Source organism: Chryseobacterium sp. 22458, from assembly GCF_052044975.1.
GTDB lineage: Bacteria > Bacteroidota > Bacteroidia > Flavobacteriales > Weeksellaceae > Chryseobacterium.
In genome coordinates, this window is sequence record NZ_JBQEOA010000001.1 from 404,232 (window position 1) to 426,032 (window position 21,801).

The following is a 21,801-nucleotide window of genomic DNA, read 5'->3' on the forward strand; positions in this document are numbered from 1 at the left end:
CATTATATACATTGAATCATAGTATTGATTAACGTTTTTTTTCATTCAATTCATCATTGGATCTGCATTTAAAATTCATTTAAAATTGATAGCCTTAGCCCCGTACACCACTTCCCGGAGCTAAGGAACTATCAATTATTCAGCTTGCCTTATTAATCAGGGCAAGTCTGTGTAGAGATACAGTGCCAGTTCATGGATGCATCACCTTCTTTAAGAGTATAAATTTTCATACACTTATTGGTGGTATCATACACCATCATACCCTCTACAGGAGCTGTAATGACAGGAGTTACTCCATCAGCTGCAACCGGTTGATTGGATGCATTGAATTTCACCCTGTTCGGCACAAAACCTTTGGTTTTGGCCTCCAGGGCAAGCCAGCCACCTTTTCTTACCATTGGCCAGTTATCGGTACCGGCTCCGGCTCTGCCTAGTGCTGTAATACCTGCTTTGGTAGATAATGCAGGAGAACCGGTGGTCGCAATAGCTCCAGGCTTATAGCAATAGGTGCTTCCTACAGCAAATGTGATGTACCTTAAAGCATTATCTGCATTGAAGTCATTCATAAATACCCATCTTCCACCTGTGAATATCCCCGGAATTGTTTTTATGTTTGTAGTAAAAGAGGCATCATCTGCTACGACCATCTGGATGCTGTTTCCTGCTGAGAAAGCAGCTCCATAAGCTGAGAGATCTGCCTCGAAGTATAAACCTCCCGGAATATTTGAACGTTGGGAAAGCCATGCTCTCTGGATTCTCTGCAACGTATTCCCGGCAAGCGTAATATTGACAAGCGGTGTTGTTGTAACATTGTTGTCTCCCATTAAGAAATAGGTTTTGTCATTCACAAATCCGGTTCTTGATGAATTTTGGTTTGGATTAACAAAATCATTGATGGTTGCCACTGTAAGGATTGTTCCGCTGTTCACACTTTTTGATACCTTCTGTTCAAACGCTTCTATATCATCACGGGATACCCCGAAGATATTATTGTTGAATGTGGTATTGGCAGCTCCGTTCCAGACAATTGATCCATCCGTAGCGAGATAATGATCCGTATTGACCTGTCCCAGTGTAATACCATACTTGATGGCCAGATAAGAATCTACTTTTCTTCTTTCTGTAACACTAAGATTTCCGTCTCCATAAACAATGGTTTCACCCAGATTTCCTACAAAACCTCCGTTATCACTATTATTAGTTCCAATTTGTGTAGAACCGAAAGCATGCCCCCCGTTCAACAAACCGATGGCCGGATGGGCTGCGCTCATAGAGACCGTATTACCATTAATAGCTTTACCAGTTGTTGTATTGAAAAGATTATGGTATATGATGCTCGGTATTAAAGTTGATCTTGTTACACCTGGATTAGCGAGGTATCTGTAGGTTTGGGTAGCATTAACCCTTTCTGTACGGTTATCATACATGTCTCCAAAACCATCCCAGTAATCAATATTCCCGGTTAATTTTGAATTATCAAGCAACGAGCTAAAAATTCTGGCATTATTACCTGGAGTTGAAAGGCCCTCTTTGGTCAGGACAAAGACATCATACATAGTATTGGTAAAGGTTCTTACCGATGTATTACCAAGTGTCTGGCTGTTTGCTGTAAAATTAATTCCAGGATTAAAGTTGAAATAACTGGCACCACCCAACTTGAATTTTGGCAACGCATTGGTTCCTAATTGTGCAGAAGTGGTTCCTGAGAACTGGTCTGTCCATGCGGTAACATCCGTTCCGTCTCCTGTGTTGGTTGCATCTTTATCAGCTCTGTACCAATAGGAAAGATTATTCACGACTCCACCTGGGGCCAATCCAAATCCTGCAAAAGTAAAGAACTGTCCGTTGGCTAATGTTACATTGGCCGTCTGGTAAGTCACCCCATTTATAGTAACTTCCGTAGTCATTGGCGTGAAATTATCCGTTGCATCAAATGTTTCATCCGAAGACTGTACCAGATACAGGTTTTTAATTCCTTTTGGCCATGCAACAGTTACCTGTCCCACATTTCCTGTGTTCTGTGTTTTCCAGATCGCTTCGAAACGGAAATTCGTTTCCCCATTGGTGCCGCCGGTATAAGCCATTGGAGTTTTCAGTCCTTGCTTCAGATTGTTGTCCCCAATCATTAGGTATTGCTGGTTGACAGGGAGCCCGGTGGTATTGGCAACATTGTTGTCAGCCAGTCCTGTTGTGGAAACGATGAGCTTTTGACCACTGTTGATACTTCCTGATTGTTTCTGGTTCAATACGGTAACCTCGTCTCTTGCAATACCGAAGATGTTGTTGTTGTATCCGGTATTGTTGGTTCTATCCCATACCACATTACTGTTGGTAGAAAGATAATTTTCATTCAGGGTAACCCCGTTCTTTACGGCAAGGTAAGAGTTGATTCTTGATTGTTCATTGGCTGTTAATGTACGTTTGTACCAGATAACTTCCATGATGTCTCCCGGGAAAGGTCCGGAAGCGTCCCATCCGGCATGACCTACTCTTAGATTACGGCCATAAAGCTGGAATTTATTACTATTATTAAAGGTCGTTGTTTCATAAGAACCATTCAGTCCTAACCTTTTTTCTCCTCCTGAAAAAGTGGATGTACCTCCATTTGCAACGGAATTATCCGCTATTGTTGAGAATACATTGGATTCACCGATATTGAAGTTTGAAGAAAAATCAGTGGAGGTTATGGTATTATAATATTCATAATGTCTTGGTTTGCCATTCGCAATTGATGCAGCCGGTTCAGCAGCATAGGTTGCATCATCATCAATTCCTGTAATACGTCCGGTTCCCAAAGTGATAGGACGCACCGCAGAGAAGATGGAGTGAGATACATTAGGCAGTTCTCCATTTGTTGGATTCAACATGGATGCATTATTATAGAATAATTTTGAAGCACTGTATCCTGTAGTATAAGGATGGAAGTTATGATCTTTGTCCGCTGAAGAAAGAGTCCATGTTCCTACTGCAGGAATGTCATTAGCATTGATGGAATTATCTTTCCATGCGGTTGCAATATCTCCGGCGTCATCAGACCTGATCCAGAAATCCGATCCGGCAACTCCTCCGGGAGCATATAGATATCCTGCAAAAGTAAAATACTGTCCATTGGCCAATGTCACATTAGCTGTGTTGTAAACCACACCATTTACGGTGGTTTCCGCTGTCATTGGGGTGAAAGTGGACGTAGCATCAAAGACAGGATTGGAAGACTGTACCAGGTACAGGTTTTTTACACCTTTAGGCCACGCCACCGTAACGGTTCCTACATTATTGGTATTCTGAACCTTCCATATGGCTTCAAAACGATGATTGGTTTCTCCGTTCGCTCCTGCGGAGTATACAAGCGGAGTATTCAGGATTTGTTTAAGGCCATTGTCTCCTGTTATCAGGAATTGCCCTTCCGCAAGAGAATTGGTATTGTCGATATTGGTATTCGCCAATGAATTCCCTGCACCAATGATCAGTTTTTGACCGTCATTTATACTTTGTGATTGCTTTTGATGTAAAGCAGAAGTATTATCTCTTGCAATACCCAGGATATTGTTATAATAGCTGCTGGCTGATCCATCCCAAACCACTGTACCCATAGAACTCAAATAATTTCTGTTTTGTTCTTTGCTTAGGGTTTGCCCGTATTTTATAGCAAGATAAGATTCTACTTTATTTACTTCTTCATCTGTTAGCTTATCTGCAAAAATGATCATTTCATTTTGCTGTCCCACTAATTGTGCCCCTGCATCTGCTTTTCCTACCATCATGGCATTACGTGTTGCAGCTGTATTTACATTCGAAATATTGGTGTTGTACGTTTGATGGAAACCATTTAATGTGATATTTACGGCATTATTTCCTCCTGTTCCGGTACCATTTTCCCAGGTACCTCCACCAATATAAGACCCGTTGATGGTATAGGTACTTTGAGGGTCGTATTCACCTATTACAGGATAGAATAAAAATTTGTTTCCTGTGAAACTGTACAATCCAGGATCGTCCATTGCATTTCCGGATCCTGCTACTCCAAATCCGAATAATGAAGATGCGGCACTAGTAGTATTTCCTGCAGAAAATAATGCCCCTTTGCTTCTGTCTATTATGTATCCCTGAGCATCTGCCGGGGCATATTGCAACCATTTCTGAGTTCCGTCATAAATAATTGTTGGGTTGAAGTTCGCTAATGTTGTGACATTGGAAAACTTCGGACGATAAGCAGCCGTTGCTTGTAGAAGAGAGAATGGTTTGTTGTTGAACTCATTCCATTGCTGAACGGTAGCATTGTCTGTAACTACAGTGGTTCCAGCATCTGAGAATAGGTTAGCAACGGCATCAGCACGGTACCAGGCTGCAGAAAATACACCACCCGGAGCGTAAGCATAACCGGCAAAGGTAAAATACTGTCCGTCTGCTAATGTAACATTGGCTGTATTATATACCACTCCGTTTACGGTAACTTCGGTGGTCATTGGAGTAAAGCTGTCAGTAGCATCAATTGTAGCATCTGAAGATTGAACCAGATACATGTTTTTTACTCCTTTAGGCCATGCAACTGTTACGGTTCCCACATTTCCGGTATTCTGTACTTTCCAGATAGATTCAAAATGGGCGTTTACTTCACCGTTGGTTCCGTTTGTGTAGTTCAATAATTTTTTCAGCGCTTGTTTCAGGCCATTGTCTCCTGCAATCAGGAATTGCCCGTCTGTCAGAGTATTGGCATTGGCTGTATTAGTGTTTGCCAATGAATTTCCAACTCCGATGATCAGCTTTTGATCAGGATTTTCACTGCGTGACTGTTTCTGGTATAAAGCAGAAAGATTATCCCTTGCAATACCTAAAATATTGTTTTGGTAAGCAGGATTAGAATTCCATACAATACTATTGGCAGAATTTACATAATCACCCGTAAGGGTTGTGCCCCATTTTACGGCCAGATAAGAATCTACACGTTTTTTTTCCGGTGCTGTAAGTGGCGTGGCAAATACAATAGCTTCATTCATTTGGCCGTCATGGCTTCCCCAGTTGGTATCACGTCCTATTCTAAAAATACGGGCTGTATTTCCTGTATTGACATTATTAAGAGTATTGGTATAAACAGATTCATTACCATCCAACCAAACTTTAGCCAACGGATTTGATGTGGTGGCTCCGGCTGCATTCAGCCATGAAGAACCTGCCACAAAAGGCTTTTTGTCTGCAAACAGATTGGTGGATAGGGTGGTATAACCACTTCCTGCCGTATAAAACAATAATTTGTCCGTAGTAGCATTATTGGAAATGTGTAATCCCGGATAATCCATACTCTGATCAAACCCAGCCAGTCCGGCAGCACCCAATGTACTCATTTTACCGGCAATATAAATACTTCCTTTTGCACGGTCTATGATTTCATTTCCGCTTCCCGGATCGGCTGCCATGAAGCCTCCTTGCGTTGTTCCATGTCCTGTTGAATTGAAGGTTACCGTTGGGTTGAAGTTCGCCAAGGTATTTTGATTTGAAAAGTTAGGCTGTAGGGTAGTGGTAGCCTGTACAAGATTATATCCTGTTCCCATCTGGTCAGTCCATTGGTTCAACGGAGTATTGTCCGATGAGGTGATGGCATCTGCCTTGTACCAAACCGCTGCTGCAACGCCTCCCGGCGATGGGGCCGAAACATTAACCGTCAGATCACTGAAGCTGCTGCAGGTGCCTGTGGTGATAGTCCATCTGAAAGTATAGGCTCCAGAATTCGTAAGTCCCGTCACATTGGTATTATACAGAGATGGATTGACTATCACAGGATCCTGGGCTCCGGCCGGCTTTGAAATCAATGTCCATAAACCTGTAGATGATACTCCCGGATTGTTCCCGTTGAGTGTAGCTTGTGATGCTCCTATTTCTAAGGTTTGATTGGATCCTGCATTGGCACCAACCTGTGTACTGACAAATATGGAGAATGTTCCTTCCAGGGAAGTTCCCGAGCAGGCATATTCCTTATCAAGAAATCCGGGATCTACTCCTCCTGCATTGGGAACGGCTTTTATTTTAAAAATATATTCACCCTGCTTATCCAGATTACTTATGGTAGTAGAAGTACTTGTAATCGTTCTGAGGTTGGAACTTTCATAAACCGGTGTGGCAGCTCCTGCTGGTTTGGAAATGAGTGTGAAATCATATTTTCCATCGAACCCCTGTAGGTAACTGCTGTTGATTGCCTCTTGATATACAGCGGGTAAAGGGATGGTAGCCGTTACTAACCCTGACCCCGGATAACACACTGTGGTATTAGGTACGGTTACATTGGGACGATTTCCATCTGAAATATGAATATAAAAGGACTGAGTGGTCTTACATATACCATCTCCTGTAGATAACCCAATGACATAAGTTCCTGTTCTCCATCCTCCGGAAGGTGGGGTTACCACTACATTTCTATTCATTGTGCCTGCTCCGTTCAATACAAAAGTAGGAGCTCCTCCCGGGGGAGTAATTCCTGAATTACTGACTGCAGTTGTTATAGATGCCGGATTGGAAGGGTCAATTTTAAAATAAAAAGTAATGGGTGTTGTTTTTCCCACCATGTTGCAATACACGGCACCTCCACTGCCTCCGGCACTATAAAGCTGCATTTGATCAGGATATGAGGAATCAAGAAAACTCACTTTCTGAGGATCCGTTCCATTATAGTTGTAGGTAATCTGGGGAGTCGTATAGGTTCCATTGGCATTTGTAACGGTTATGGTGAATACATAGGTTCCTGTTACATTTACCCCATTGAAGTAGATTGAACTATTCCTTAGGCTGGAAAATGAAATATTTCCCCCTGCCGGCTGACTGATGACATTTACAGTAACTGTCGTCCCAAATGCAGGGTTTCCTGATGAATTTGCCGTATTAGTGGCAAACATCGGGGAGGTACTACTCAAACTAAAATACCGATTGGTTTCTGTTGATGAATAGCATCTGTTTTGGGTGGCAGAAAGGGTGATTTGCGGATTGGGAATGAATCTTACAATCGCATCATCTTCGTACCAACAGTTGGGGTTGTTGATAGATGTGATCCTTAATACCGCACGATAGGCCGGATCAATATCGTGATTTGCTTTCTTTGAAAGGGTCAGGGTAGGGCTGGCCGTTGTCGTATTAGACATGGTGGCATTCGTGGTGGTGGTCTGGTTATAATATTCCTTATTATAAATGTTGTAATAGGTCCACGAAGCCGTATACCCTGTCGGTATTACTGCATTTAAGGTGGCTACACCGGTAACGGCGGAAACATTCGTGATGTCCGGACCTGCCGTAAAGGATGAAACCTCTCCCGGTGCCGTAATGGTTACCTGTGAAGTTGCAGTTCCTGTGGTACAGGGCTGTGCAATCTGGAATACATAATTTCCGGGATAGGTCATCCCTGTGACATTGGTATTGTAACCTGAGGGCGTTACAATCACCGGATCTGGTGCACCGGATGGCTTCGATATCAGGGTCCATAAAGGATTTCCTGATGTACTGCCACCCGGACTTCCCGATAGGTTGGTCGAAGTGCCGCAAATGACGGCATTGGCTCCTGCATTGATGCTGCAGTTCTGGGCCAGAATCATCATATTACCCATAATGAGGAATATGAAGAAAAAGACGGTTTGTTTTTTCATGATTTAATAGTTTTTAGCCGGATTTCCGGCATATACGTTTTGTAATGTGTTTTATAAATATGACTATGGGTTCAGTTTCATACAGTCGATAAATATTGATAGTACTGCTGGCGGTTAATATGGCCTTTGATGGCTTAATACTTATACCTACTTGATAGTGATTAGTCATAGCTATAAAGGACGGGACTAATAAAATTGCATTTCTTTCATTCTTTTTCATTTTAAGGTTTCCAGAAAGTCCAGACTTTGCCATTGTAGACAGCAAGTTGCCGTTTAACGGTATCATAGGCCATCATTCCGGGGGCGGGATCAATGATGTTGAGGTGGGGGCTGGCTACTTTGGGTAATATCATCGCTTTGTTGGTATCAGACAGAATCAATATACCCGGTGTGGTATCTGTAGCAGCTGCCGACCCGATGACGGATTTTGCGGTTGTGGATTCAGTTTTGCCGGTCTGGATTGCAATGTTGGCAGTTCCTGTGTTGTCAACACTTAAATCAGTCCATGTTCCGGAATCCTTCAGGTATTTTACTTTGTGGTCAGTGGTGTCGTAGATAATGGTACCATTGTCCGTAATTCCTGTTTTCGTTTCTACGTAGGGAAGTATCAATCCCCGGTTTTCCGTGTCTGCAAATTCCAGGGAAACCGATGTGTTGGTGACGGTCGGTTTTCCTATGGCAATCTGAGACTTCACGGTACCCGTTACGGCAAGTAGAATTGCCATGGGCAGAAGTTGTTTTTTCATGATTTTTAATAGGTTTATATGAATGAATGTTTTCTTTAGTGAACTGTTTTCTTTCAAAATGACCTTGTCTTTGAAGAGTAAGAACAGTCCGGTTCATTGTCTAATTATTTTTCTGATTTCAATCCAGGGTTTACGTGTGAAACATAAAATTGTCTGTAATGATGTTTCGTTTCAGTCAGGAAATGATGATTCCTGTCCGCATCGGATAAACCGGTCGAATGAGCATGAACCCTGTTGAATTTTCGTTGAAATAAAAGAATGGAAGCTACCTTAAGAACTGAAAGGAAGCTTTTGGAATGAATGGTGGCGGACGGTTGAAATGTCGGAATAAGTTTAAGTCTGAAAACCATTGATCAGGATAAACTTTTTTCAGAAAAATATCCAGTAGATGAACTAAGGCCGGGATTTTATTTTCAGCGTCCGGCATAAGAAATTTCATTGTATGCTGATTGGGTATGACAATCTGCTTATCACTATCGGAAATAGAAAGTAGGGATTGGTCTGATTGATTGTCATTGTTGAAGGTCAATACATTTCTATTGCTATGTTTGACAGACTGAGAAAGGTTTTCTTTCTTCTTTTGTTTTGCTTTGCCGGATAGGGAAGTCTCTTTTCGTCTGTGCTTTTTCTTCACTTTCTCCTTTGCGGTTGGTATAACAGATATTTTTTCTATTCCTGAAACAACAGTACCCTCTGATATAAACAGAGCTGCTGAAGGTGTAGCTGCATCTGATGAGCTAATGTCATCATATCTGCAGACAGCCTGAGCCATTTGGAGGTGAACCAACAGTAATAACAATAATAAAAATCTTCCCCCTCCAATGGAATGCAGAGAGAAGAGTTGGTTCATCATGTTATTTTCAGAATCGGTTTTCATTTTGATGCAATATTATAGCTACCACAAGATTTACACAAGCTTGATACAGGAACAATTCGGAAAGTTTCATGTACTGTTTAAACGATTTTACAAATTTTCTATATTGAAAATCAGCTGGTTAAAAAATATTCATGTTTTTGTTTTAAATCTAAAAAATACCAAATAGGTATTTGTATTTTTGGTATATATATTTCGTTAAATTTGCACAAATGGTAAATGTTTGACCGTGTTTGTAATGTGAAAAATCAATCAGTACAGTGATCATGAAGCATTGAACTGAAGAAATAGTTTTTAAATATTAATACACTTTAAAGATCAGTTAAACTTTAATTTTTCAAGACTTATATAGATTTTTTAACCAATGATTATGTTTTTTTATATTAAATATTTACTCTATAAACTAATTTCTGATGAAGAAAATATATTTATTTTTTGTGTTTTATCTTTTTTTTTCCACAGTAAGTGCGGAAACAATTTCATGTCCCGGAAATAAACAAATTGATCAACTGATTGATAAAGGAACTGCTCTTAATAATGAAGGGGGAAATAAAGAAGCGCTCAAATTGTTTCAAAAAGCTAATGATCTTGCCAAGGCTATAGGATGTGAAAAAGGAGAACTGAATGCAACAAGAAGTATAATGATGTTTTATTTCAATACGTATGACTATAAAAAAGCATTGGAAATATCAAACAGAGCAAGAGAGTTGGCGATGAGCCAAAAAGATTATGAAACCTTATCTTCCTTATGCAGTAGAAGAGGAGCGTCTTATGATGAGCTGGGCTTGTATGATGAGAGTTTAAAGGAGCACGAAGCTGCTGCAGAATATATGAAACTTATTGCAGAGCCGGATAAGAGACATTATCAGGCTTCTTTGGTTTATTATAATATGACACCATACTACCAGGACCGATCAAATGAGAAAGTGCTGTATTATCTGAAAAAAAGCAGAGAAGAGGTTTTAAAAATAAATAATAATAGTAAAGATATTCCTTTAGAGAAAAAAATTGATATGCTGGTATCAATAAATATGAACCTGGGGATACATTATAGAGACCGCAACAATAAAGGAAGAAATGTGAAGCTTTCTGAATTCCATTTTATGGAAGCTTTAAAACAGTTTGATTTAGTGAAAGGAGATGTACTTCCAAATACCAAAATAGATTTATACCAGGCACTCCAGGAGTTTTATCAGATGAAAAAAGATTATAAGAAAGCCATAGAATATGGAGAAAATATGCTGATTCTGGAGAAGTCAAATAGTATGCCTTATAATCGGAGAGTAGGATATATGGTACTGGCAAAATCTTATCTGGGAATTGGTGATCATGCAACCTCTCAGAAATATCTTGATCTTTTTTCAAAACTGAATGATAGTATCAATTCTGCAGAAAAAGATGCAGTGGAAGCTCCTGTTAAAAAGATAATTTCAGAAACAAAAAGCAATGGTGAGAAAAAAATAAAGGGAATTGCGGTTATTTCTTTTGTTATTATTGCCCTTATCATCAGTGGAATGCTGATATACCGGAGAAGAAACTATAAGATCATTCATAAAAAGTACGAAGAACTGATTGCCAAAATACAGCATGAAAATGAAAACAGTAAAGTAGAACCGGAAGCCGAAAAAAATAATGAAAGTAATGGAGTAAAATCCTCTATTACCATTACGGATGAAACATTAAAGATGCTACTTTTTAAGCTTGAAAAATTTGAAACATCAAAGAAATATCTGAGACAGGATTTAAGCCTTACATGGATGGCTAATAGCCTTTCAACCAATACCAAATACCTTTCGGAAGTTATAAAAAACAATAAAAACCATAATTTCACAAGTTACATCAATGAGCTCCGCATCAATTATATCATCAGGATGCTTTATGAAAACCCGGTGTACAGGGAATATAAGATTGCATCCCTCGCAGAAGAGTGCGGATATGCCACCCCAAGGGTCTTCGTAAACGCTTTTAAACAGCAGACAGGAGTTGCCCCTTCTTATTTTGTGGAACAGTTGAAGGTTGCTGTAAATGTTTAACTTCTTACAATTAAATATCAAAAGGCTTTTTAGTAAGTAATAATTAAAACTTTTATAATTTTCACTTTTATTGTATGAGAAAATCATTTTATCTTTTTATTCTACTTTCTTATTTTAATATTACTCTTGCTCAGAATAGGCCATCCGGTACTACGCCGAAAGAAAAATCTATTGACAGACAGCTGGATGAGATTATTAAAGAAAGTAAAACATATACTGCTCCTAAACAGGAAACGTTATTACTTAAACTAATGTCAGAATCAAAGAAAGAAGGATATGACTGGGGAGTACTCCGAAGTGGTCATGCTCTTACATCTGTTTATCTTGGAGAAGGTGAATATAAAAAGACGGTAGATTTAGTAAATGAATTAAAAAAAGTAGCCAATAACAAGAAAGATATTTATGGATATATTTCAGGTATATACCGTAGAAATGCTTTAGCTTTAGGATATTTAGGCTTAAATGATGCCAGTCTGAAAGATTTCAAGGATGCAATCAGTTACGCAAAACAAATTGAAAATGAAGACCGGAGGAAACATCAATTGGCTTTTAGTTATGAGAATGTTAATATATATTACGAAAATAAAGAAAAGGAGCTGGGGATCAGTGATACGATTCTATCTAACTATCTTAAAAGCTTTGAAATAGCTAAAACGATAAGTGATAAAAATACGGAAGTACCTATTGATGATAAGTATGGATTGATTGCATACTTATCTATGTCTCTTGGCCATTCTTATGTAGAACGTAATGATCTTGGAACAGCTGAAAAATATCTATTAAATGCACAAAATATCTATGAAAACAAAAAATATAATACAGATCCTATACATAAAGCTGAAACCTTCAATGTGCTAAGCCAATTATATATTAAGAAAAAACTGTATCAAAAAGCAATTGAATATGCTACAAATGCATTAAAATTTGAGAAGCAACATTCTTTTCCTCATGAGAGGAAACAAACTTATGAGCATCTTCTTCAGGCATATCTGAAGATTGGTGATAATGAAAAAGCAGAATTCTACAGAGAAAAATTTACAACTCTTAGTGACAGTCTAAATTATGAAGAGAAAAAGACTGCTAATTTAACCATGAAAAAGATGGTTACGGATGAGGTCAATGAGCATAAGGCAATTTCAAAAAAACAGCTGACTGCTATAATAGGTTTGTTTCTTCTTGCTGCAATCGTTGCAAGTCTGCGTTGGAGAAGAAAGAACATGATTATTCATGGGAAATATAAAGATTTGATCGCTAAAATAAGTGCACAACAGTCAGGGGACATATTGAAATTACAAACAAGTGCCGGAAATAATGAAATGAAAACTTCGTCTATCACCATTACAGATGAAACCCTGAAAACATTACTTTTTAAACTTGAAAAGTTTGAAGCTTCAAAAAAATATCTCAGGAAGGATTTGAGTCTTACCTGGATGGCCAGTAATTTAGGTACCAATACAAAATACCTTTCAGAAGTCATAAAAAATTATAAAAACCATAATTTCACAAGTTACATCAATGAGCTCCGCATCAATTATATCATCAACATGCTTTATGAAAACCCGGTGTACAGGGAATATAAGATTGCATCCCTCGCAGAAGATTGCGGATATGCCACTCCAAGAGTTTTTGTGAATGCTTTTAAACAGCTAACCGGTTTTACCCCTTCTTATTTTATCAATCAGTTAAAAGAAGAAGCACAATAAAGATCTGTTTTCATAAACAATAGGCACCCGTTGAGAAATGGGTGCCTATTGTTTTTAAAGCAGTTGATTAACAAAATGATAATTTCTGGTTTAAAATAATTCTGTCTGCGCCAAAAATTGATGACTGATGATAAAATTATCAGTCCTTTTGGTTTCTAAGAAGTCTAAAGATCAAATTGTATCCCCAGGTTGGCCACGGTACCTGAACCTTTGATATAATAGCGACCTTCATTGGTTGCGCCCCTTACTTCGGCATGAACCGGATAATAATCAGCATTGAGCAGGTTATTAATAGAAAACATAAAAGTGAACTTCTGATATTTATACTTCGTTTGCAGATCCACAAGGTTATACCCTGAAATCGGATATTTCCCATAGTTATAGGCTTCAGAAGGAAATACATCTCTCCCTCCTAAATGCAGGTATTGCAGATAAACATTCCACTGTTCGGTTAATTTAAAATCAACATTCAGGTTTATTTTGAAAGGTGAAATAATGGAATTGTCCAGCTTGTCCCTGAAATTCCCCTCATTTTTCAAATCCTGACGGCCATTCATATAACCAAGCACGGTACCGACTGACAACCATTGAAGAGGTTTTACATTGGCGACAAATTCTACCCCGTAAATACGCTGGGGCACCTGGCTCAGTTCGTAATTACCCGGAATAGAAGTTTCGGCGAAGGTAGTTCCTTTCTTAGAAGTACTATAATAACCTGTCAATTGATAATCCCATACGTTCATCTTACCATTTATTCCGAATTCGAAATTATTGACGACAACAGGCTTTGGATCAATCTGGCTCAATGGCACACCATTACGTAGAATAAGTCCTACATCACCAATTGAATATCCTTGTGAAAAGGAAGCGAAAGGCTGTAAATAGCTGTATTTATTATATCGTGTTGCCAGGTTAAATACAAAAGCATCCGAACGGTTATTTTCACCGGTGGTCAGCTTACCGTTTTTGGTAAGATCGCCGACATTGAACCTGATATTTTCGTAACGTATTCCTCCTTTTAAAATCCAGTCTGTGCCTATGTTTACTTTACTCTGAACATAAAGAGCGAGATTATTCATATTCATATCCGGTGTTACCAGCTCGTCTTTCAGCGTTTTCTGCACCGTGTGGTCTTTCAACAGGTCTATACCGTAAATAAGTGATATTTTGGAAGTTCCGCTAAGTTGAAAAGGAGTATTGAAATTCAGTCTGGCTCCCTGGTGGTCTGAATAGTTTTGATTGTAAGTTTCAAAAACCGTATTCATATCTTCGTAATACAGGCTCAGGTTGGCCGCTGTTTTTCCATATTGTCCATCATACTTCAGATGTAAAGCTTTGTTATAGGGTGTACCACCATTAGCCACCACATCGGAAGGAATAGCAACTGCCGGTGATTCACCAAACTTACCCGTAGTACCTGCATACTTAGTGTCCTGTAAGCTGCGGTAATAATTTCCCATCAGTTCTATATGATGATCCGGGGCAATCTGGTAACCGATCTTAGCCAATGTATTATAAGACATGGTTTCGCCCAGTCCGTAAAAAGGGCTTACAATGGTTGCATTGGAACCCCGAACAACACCCGTACGCCCCATCTTTCCCTGTAAAACGTAATCCCACTTTCCAACCTGTCCGGAAAAGACCTGAGCGATATTATAGCCATAGGTTTTGCTAGGCCTTACCAGACTCAGTGAATTATTGAGATAAGTAGATGAGCTCAGCTTTTTACCTTTTTTCGGCTTTTTGGTAATATAGTTGATCACGCCTCCTGCAGCTCCGTTACCATACATTGCCGTAGCACCATTGATGACTTCAATGTGATCTATCGCACTGGCGTCAATGGTACGCAGATCACGTCCGCCGTTACGCAAAGGTGTTGACTGTGGAATACCGTCGATAAGGACCAAAAAATTACGTCCACGGATTTTGGCAATGAAGTTATTCTGGCTCTCTTCGCTGGGGGATATGCTGGGTACCTTTTGCATCAGGATAGAAGGAAGGTTATCATTGATCTGTCGCTGCTGGTCAAGCGTCTTACCGCCAATATAGGTTATTGATGACGGAACTTCGTCAATGTGTTCTGCCAGTCTGCTTGCAGTAACAACAACTTCATCCAGATTATGCTGGGTAGGCTGTGCAGTCTTTATTTGCATAACAAACGGTTCAGCAAACTGATGATGTTCTTCGTACACTTCAATAGATTGAGTTGTGCTTTCAAAACCCTTCAGGCTGATTACCAGTTCATATTTTCCGTACATGACCCCTTCAAACTTAAAATAACCGTCTTTATCAGAACGGGTATTTCCTATTCCTGTTAACTGAACATGTACATGGGCCAAAGGTTTCCCCTCTGCATTGACGATACGACCACTTATATTCCCTTTTTGCTGTACCTGAACCGAATACACAGGTAAAGATGTTTCGGAAATAAAGGGGACCTCTGCAGAAACTTTTGAGGATAACGAATAAGAAAAATATAAAAGGGCGGCTGTAATTTTAGCCATTTTGTGCGGGTTGACTTTCATTGCTGTGAATACTACGGTACAAGGTTCCTAACTACATATTAATTAAAATATGACGGGTGCAAAGATATATTATTTTTACTTATTCTAAATAGTACTTAATTGGAATTATTATCTTTTTCAGAATAGATTTGTAAGCAGGTTTTATGTTTTAAATCGTAACTTTCGTCTGTTTCCTTTTACAGTTCCTTTACAAGCTGTAAAACATTGTACAAATTTCATAAAAGACGAAAAGAACATGACAAAATATGGATTATTAGTGCTTATTTTAATAAACCAGGTGAGTTTTGGTCAGATTAAAACCTTCAGCGGAAAACAACTCAGTGATGTTGAATTTCAGGAAAAAATAAAAAATGCAATGGATTCTTTACAAGTTCAGGGAATGTCCATTGCTATTATCAATAATGGAAAAATTGTTTTTAACAAAGGATTTGGTGTAACAAATATTCAATCAAAGAAAAAGGTAACCCCATCAACCTTTTTTGAAGCGGCATCTTTATCAAAACCTGTATTCGCATTATTCGCCCTTCAATTAGCTAAAGAAGGAAAGTTAGATATAAACAAACCCTTATTTGAGTATTTACCGGCAGACAATATCGAAGATGAGAGATATAAAAAAATTACCGCTAAAATGGTTTTAAGTCATACAACCGGGTTACCCAACTGGAGTGAAACCGGAAAAATGCAGTTGCAGTCTGAACCCGGAGAGCAATTCTCCTATTCAGGTGAAGCTTATGTTTATCTTGGCAAAGTGATTGCAAAACTCAGCAACATTTCTTTTAAAAATTTGGATGCTGTCTTTCAAAATAAAGTGGCAAAGGGATTAAAATTGACTGACTTTCATTTTGTCATCACTCCGAAAGTGGAGAAAAACCTGGCAGATGGTTATCAAAAAAAGCACTATGTAAAAGATGAAAGAGACAGAAGTTCTTTTGATCCTGCTGGAGGTTTATTTGCAAATACCGGTAATTATTCAAAATTCCTGATCGGTTTAATGAACATGAAACCTAATTTTAATGAAATGTTTGAACCTGTTATTTCTTTGGATCCGAATAGCCCGATAAGGGAATATTTTGGTGTTGATTCGTGGACATTGGGTATGGCTGTAATAAAATTAAATGGTAAACTCAATTATTGGCACGGAGGAAATAATTTGGGATACACTTCTTCATTTATGATTGAACCGGATAAGAAATTTGGGTATGTGTATTTTACCAATGAAGATCAGTGCAATGGCATGAAAAAAGTCATTGAAAATATTCTGTGGAAATGAATGAACGGTTACACAACATCATTCTGGCAATATTATGAAATGTGCAATAAGCATTCTTGCCTGATAGATTACAAAAGATTCGAAAATAAAAAATACATATCCAAGATATAAAATTTAAAATCTTGGTTTACAATCTTAATGCATAAGCGATCAATATCAGAATGGGGTTCTACCTGACATGTTACTAGCTCATTGTATCTTTTTTGTGCTTTTTTATTTACTAGATTATGTTTGATTAATAATATATCACTAATTGGTGTATTTTAATTAAATTTGTGATAACCAAATCTAATTATTATGAAAACAATTTCTTCTTTAATTTTATCTGTAACATCTACGTTAGTCTTCGCACAGATAGGTATCAGTACACCTGACCCGGATCCAAATTCTGACCTAACGCTCGGTTCTGGAAACAAAGGGCTTTTGCTGAACCGGATAGCGCTAACCAATACCACTAGCGGTATTTTCAACGCTGGAATGCTTATATACAATACTACAACGGCACAAGATGTCACTCCCGGAGCTTATGTCAGTAACGGTACGGTATGGACGAAACTTTTAACTTCTAAAGATGAAATTGGAACGACTAATCTTTCTCCACTTGTCTTTAAAACCAATAATGTTGAAAGAATCAGGATAGATACGAACGGTAATCTTGGAGTAGGCACTACCACACCACAAGGGATTCTTGATGTATCATCAGCAGATTCAGGGATTATTATGCCAAGAAATACCAATCCTGTGAGTACCATCAGTAGCCCTGTTGCAGGAATGATGATTTATGATAGTACCAACAAAACATTGCGCTATTATAACGGAACTCAATGGAGCTCTGTTCTTTCTTCTGCAACGCTTACCTCCGCCAATGAAGGGGTAGTAAGGATTAACAGCGGATCAGGAGTAAAACCTTTCTTTTCATTTAAAACCTCGGGAGGAATTCCCCTCAATGTTTTCCAAAATATTGTTTATCAGACGATTAATATTTCTACGGATATAGCTGCAGCACCCACAACCAGTTGGCCGGAAAATATAACATCACCGTCAGCAGCCAATATTTACAACCAGGCCACCGGAAGATTTCTTGATAATTCAGTTGCCGGCCAGGTACATACATGGAGGGTCATTGCTAAATTTGATAATAAAAATAACGGTTCTGTAGGATTTGTAACCGTTAATATGACGAATGCTACAGGAACACTTTCTATGGACCAGACATCAATTGCCCCTAATGGTACCACAACAGGAAGTCTGGTTTTTTATTTTGTGGCGGTTGCTGACGCTACATCCATAGGAAGCGGCTATAATTTTAAAGTAAAGTCAGACACAGCTATGGACCTTACAATCGATAATGTCCTCAGGGTTTCACAGGCAAAAGATTAAATGACTTGTTTTCATAAAAGAATTCTTACCCATTCTTTACAGATACAGTATCCTCGTATTAAGACTGGTGATGTTGAAGCTCTTTCTCCATAAAGTTTTTGCCAAATCATATGAAAGCCAGATAACACTGTCATCTGGCTTTTATGTCATTGAATGAACAAGATCAGATTGTTTTCATATACAGCTCCTGTAATTCCTGAGCGGTAAATGTTTTCGAAGGCAAATTCTGTACAAGCTCTCCCTGCTTCATGATCCCGATGTTTGTAGCAACACTTACTGCATTGAAAATATCATGCGTTGCCATCAGAACGGTTCTGCCTTCCTGGCCCAACTGACGTACAATCTCTGTAAATTCCGCAGTAGCGATCGGATCCAGTCCGCTCGTGGGCTCATCCAGAAGAAGTACCTTTGCATCTTTCGCAAGGGCAATGGCAATCCCTACTTTTTGCCGCATCCCTTTGGAATATCCTCCCAATGCTTTATGGTGAGCAGTTTCCTGTAAACCGGTACGTTTCAATAATGCGGACAATTCATCTTTCTGATAGTGAAAGCCTGCGATTTTAGAGAAAAAATCAAGATTTTCAATTCCTGTAAGATAGGGATATAAAAGAACAGTTTCAGGGATGTAAGCCAGGTGTTTTTTAATTTTCTGGGGTTCATTTTTTACAGAAATGTTGTTGATGAAAGCATCTCCGGATGTTGCTTTAATAAGTCCCAGAAGAATATTGATCGTTGTACTTTTACCTGCTCCGTTTTGCCCGAGAAGAGCAAAGATTTCTCCTTTTTTAACTTCAAGATTAAGGGAATGAAGTGCTGTGAAATCGTTATATTTTTTATGTAGATTGATTGTTTTTAACATAATTTCCTGTATTTATTTTGTGAAAGAATAATGAATAAAGCAATGAAAATAAGGTAGGGCAAAAATATCCGCATAAGCCTGATAGAATCAGTAAAGCTGAATACTTCTATAGTTTGCTGTGCCCAGTCAACAGATTCTGCATTTTTTCCTGAGAAAATAAGAGGGTAGAAGAACAGACGTTTTTTTTCATGGAATTTCCTGAGGGAAGAAGCATATTGCAAATGATTGCTCATATCCGTTTTTGCCAGATGACTTGTTACCAGCTGGGTATGAAGATTGGGCAGGAAGTAACCCAGAGAAGTTGCAGCCTGATTTCTTTTCTGCATTTTTTCGGTATACTGTTCTGAAGACTTTGCAGATTCCAGATCACCCATATGCTGCATGGCATAATACCAGGTCCAGGTAAAAGTATCATTTTCTTCCACCGTAAAATTTCTGTACTGAGGGTATGCTTTGTAAAATTTTTCCATAGTCGGCAGTTTAGCCTCATCCCATTTATTGTGATAGCCTTCTCTCTGTTCCATCACAGCTTTTAGAGACTCATGAACCGGGTAGATCTTCTGAATCAGGATATTGCCGCTCATCGGAATAATAAAATTGATACCCACCCATATGATAAGAAGAATCAGTGCATTCTGGGCAGATAACTTACGAAAAGAAACAATCCATCTGCATAATGCAAACCAAAAGAGGATATAAAGCCATCCGCTGACAAAAAAAGCAATAGAATAGGAGTTTAAAGGTATTTTTATCCAGACAGACGCAATGATCATTAAAGCCAGATATACAACAGTGATGGCCAGAAGCCGGATGAGCATCTTCTGGTCTAAAAGTTTCTGCAAATGAGCACTTTGCACTGATAGAAGCTTCCAGGTGCCTTTCTCTTCTTCCTCAGAGATAAGATTGTAACAAAACGCCACAATTACCAGTGGAAAAAGAAAAACAATAACGAAACTGAAATCAAAATTTCCAGCCGCCGCATTGGCCGGATTATAAAAATCAGCATTGTAGCGCTGTTCTTCCAGATTTCGGATGGTGACTCCCTGGATAGAAGGGTTTAAATCACGCATTCCGATATTGAGGGCAGCCAGTTTGGGAGTTTCATTGACCAGATTAAACTTAATATAATAAAGAGCCAGTCCCAGATCGTCCTTATGAAATTTTGTGTTTCTTGCGATGCTTTCTTTCTGAAATGTTCCGCTTTTGGAGATAATGTCTTCGTTCCTGTCCAGGAATTTTTTTCCCGTATAAATAGCCGTCAACCCAGCTATGAATAAAAACAACAATGCAATGATGTATGCCTTGTTACGGTAAAATTGGGTATATAAATAACGATTCATTTAGATTAATTTTAATTTTCTTCCACTTATTTCAATGGCAGCAACACAGATAATCAGCCATAAGATTAATGCTGCTGCAGGTATTGGCTGTGCTTTCAGACTGTCCGCAACAGGAGTATATTTGTAATTAAAATCGGGAAACTTCTTCCAGTTGTCTTTCCCAATGACAGCGGGAGGTCCGCCTTTTTCAGGTTTAATATTGCTGATATGCCTGATCTGAAGATCATTTAAATGCTGAGCCATCTGATAACGATATTCTTCAGCCTGCTTTTGAAATTGGGTGTAGGAAAAAAAATCAGTGCCCGTGGCAATCATGGAGAAATTTTTGACGGCAATGGCTGGATTGATCAGTCCGGAAATATCAGTCAGATTTTGCTGTCTGTTATAAATGTCCTGCAATTCCTTTTGATGCCTGAAATAGATCTGTGAACTTATTTTTTCTCCTTCTTTCATGACAAATCCACCATAGTTGAAAGGAAGTTCATCCGTAGTTTTCACTTGATAATGGGCCAGTAAAGAATCTTTGATTTTCCTGAAATGCGGATCATCAGGATTGTGACTGTCTCCTGATTTCAAAATATCTTTTTCCAGATGGGTTTCAAAAGCAATCCGTGAAGGAGCCGGAAATAAATTCTGAGCAGTAAACTGAACTCCCTTAGGCAGAACAATAATGAAAAGAAGCCAGAAACCGATAAGACAGATCAACGCTGAAGAAGTGCTTTTACTGTTTGCAGAAACTACAACGGTTAATGTGCTGATGAAAAAATAATAGATCATATAAGCGGGTAGAATGCATAACAGTCTTATTAAAATATCACCGGAATCAGTTGTCTCTGACATCAATGCCGCCACAAAAACAACAGGAATTACCGGAACCAGAAAGCATAAGGAAAAAAGCCAGAGGCCCAGAATTTTTCCCCAGATAATATCCCTTCCCGAAGCTCCCTGTACACTGATGATTTTTAATGTAGCATTCTCCCGTTCCTGTACAATTAATCCGAATCCCAGAAAAAGAATAATAAGAGGTACAATGCTCTGCAGAATAAAGGCACTGCTGAAAGCTCCAAATCTGATCAAAGTCCCTGAACTTCCCGCTTCCGAAAGGTTAGCGGTATTCTGTTTGTGGGCTTCCAGGAATATTACATTTCCCAGATAATCATCCAGCCCGCTGTCAAAAACATTTAGCGGATGGCCAATCCGGAAAACAAGGTAGCCATAATGAGCCATACGGTGCGGATGCTTATCCGGTCTATGTTCCCAGTGTTCCCGGACTTCTTCCCGGTATTCCTTTATTTTTGAAAAAGAATCGGTGTATTTTGTAAATCCTATGCCGATGCTCAGCATACAGAAGAGAAGTACAATGGTCGTGATGATGAGGTTCTGTTTTCCTTTAAACAGATCCCGCCAGGTCTTTCCCACGATCAGCCGTAAGTTTGAAATAGCCATAAT

The 21,801-nt window shown here is 38.9% G+C and carries 11 protein-coding genes; 4 read left to right on the top strand and 7 right to left on the bottom strand.

Annotation, left to right across the window (positions count from 1 at the left end; all coding sequences use genetic code 11):
- Positions 1–152 precede the first annotated feature (152 nt).
- The 3 genes from ACTJJF_RS01715 to ACTJJF_RS01725 all read right to left on the bottom strand — a co-directional run bounded on the left by ACTJJF_RS01715 (position 153) and on the right by ACTJJF_RS01725 (position 9,245).
- On the bottom strand, positions 153–7,622 hold the full coding sequence (locus ACTJJF_RS01715; RefSeq protein ID WP_440698475.1) for a hypothetical protein: 7,470 nt from the start codon (positions 7,620–7,622) through the stop codon (positions 153–155).
- Between the two features lie 221 nt (positions 7,623–7,843).
- Positions 7,844–8,368, bottom strand: a complete 525-nt coding sequence (locus ACTJJF_RS01720; protein ID WP_229048630.1) for a hypothetical protein — start codon at positions 8,366–8,368, stop codon at positions 7,844–7,846.
- Between the two features lie 265 nt (positions 8,369–8,633).
- A complete protein-coding gene (locus tag ACTJJF_RS01725) occupies positions 8,634–9,245 on the bottom strand; it encodes a hypothetical protein (protein WP_440698476.1) in 612 nt (203 codons plus the stop codon).
- A gap of 410 nt (positions 9,246–9,655) precedes the next feature.
- Between ACTJJF_RS01725 and ACTJJF_RS01730 the strand changes: the two genes are divergently transcribed.
- Together ACTJJF_RS01730 and ACTJJF_RS01735 are read left to right on the top strand one after the other, a co-directional pair.
- Entirely contained in the window at positions 9,656–11,275 is a 1,620-nt protein-coding gene (locus ACTJJF_RS01730; RefSeq protein ID WP_440698477.1) for a helix-turn-helix domain-containing protein, read from the top strand.
- Positions 11,276–11,349: 74 nt separating this feature from the next.
- Positions 11,350–12,978, top strand: a complete 1,629-nt coding sequence (locus ACTJJF_RS01735) for a helix-turn-helix domain-containing protein (RefSeq protein ID WP_440698478.1) — start codon at positions 11,350–11,352, stop codon at positions 12,976–12,978.
- Positions 12,979–13,142: 164 nt separating this feature from the next.
- Here ACTJJF_RS01735 and ACTJJF_RS01740 read toward each other — a convergent pair whose 3' ends face one another.
- A complete protein-coding gene (locus ACTJJF_RS01740; RefSeq protein WP_440698479.1) occupies positions 13,143–15,482 on the bottom strand; it encodes a TonB-dependent receptor in 2,340 nt (779 codons plus the stop codon).
- 256 nt (positions 15,483–15,738) lie between these two features.
- Here ACTJJF_RS01740 and ACTJJF_RS01745 point away from each other — a divergent pair, with 256 nt between their 5' ends.
- Positions 15,739–16,773, top strand: coding sequence for a serine hydrolase domain-containing protein (locus ACTJJF_RS01745; protein ID WP_440698480.1), 1,035 nt, complete (start codon positions 15,739–15,741; stop codon positions 16,771–16,773).
- 297 nt (positions 16,774–17,070) lie between these two features.
- On the top strand, positions 17,071–18,153 hold the full coding sequence (locus ACTJJF_RS01750) for a hypothetical protein (protein WP_440698481.1): 1,083 nt from the start codon (positions 17,071–17,073) through the stop codon (positions 18,151–18,153).
- Positions 18,154–18,316: 163 nt separating this feature from the next.
- Here the strand turns inward: ACTJJF_RS01750 and ACTJJF_RS01755 are convergent, their stop codons facing one another.
- From ACTJJF_RS01755 to ACTJJF_RS01765, 3 genes are read right to left on the bottom strand one after another with little or no spacing between them, the layout of a single operon-like run.
- Positions 18,317–19,012, bottom strand: a complete 696-nt coding sequence (locus ACTJJF_RS01755; RefSeq protein WP_312296806.1) for an ABC transporter ATP-binding protein — start codon at positions 19,010–19,012, stop codon at positions 18,317–18,319.
- The gene (locus ACTJJF_RS01760) at positions 19,006–20,352 is read right to left on the bottom strand and encodes a DUF3526 domain-containing protein (RefSeq protein ID WP_312296807.1); all 1,347 of its coding nucleotides are present in this window, start codon (positions 20,350–20,352) and stop codon (positions 19,006–19,008) included. The genes ACTJJF_RS01755 and ACTJJF_RS01760 overlap by 7 nt, the downstream gene beginning before the upstream one ends.
- Positions 20,353–21,798, bottom strand: coding sequence for an ABC transporter permease (locus tag ACTJJF_RS01765; RefSeq protein ID WP_440698482.1), 1,446 nt, complete (start codon positions 21,796–21,798; stop codon positions 20,353–20,355).
- Positions 21,799–21,801: the final 3 nt, after the last annotated feature.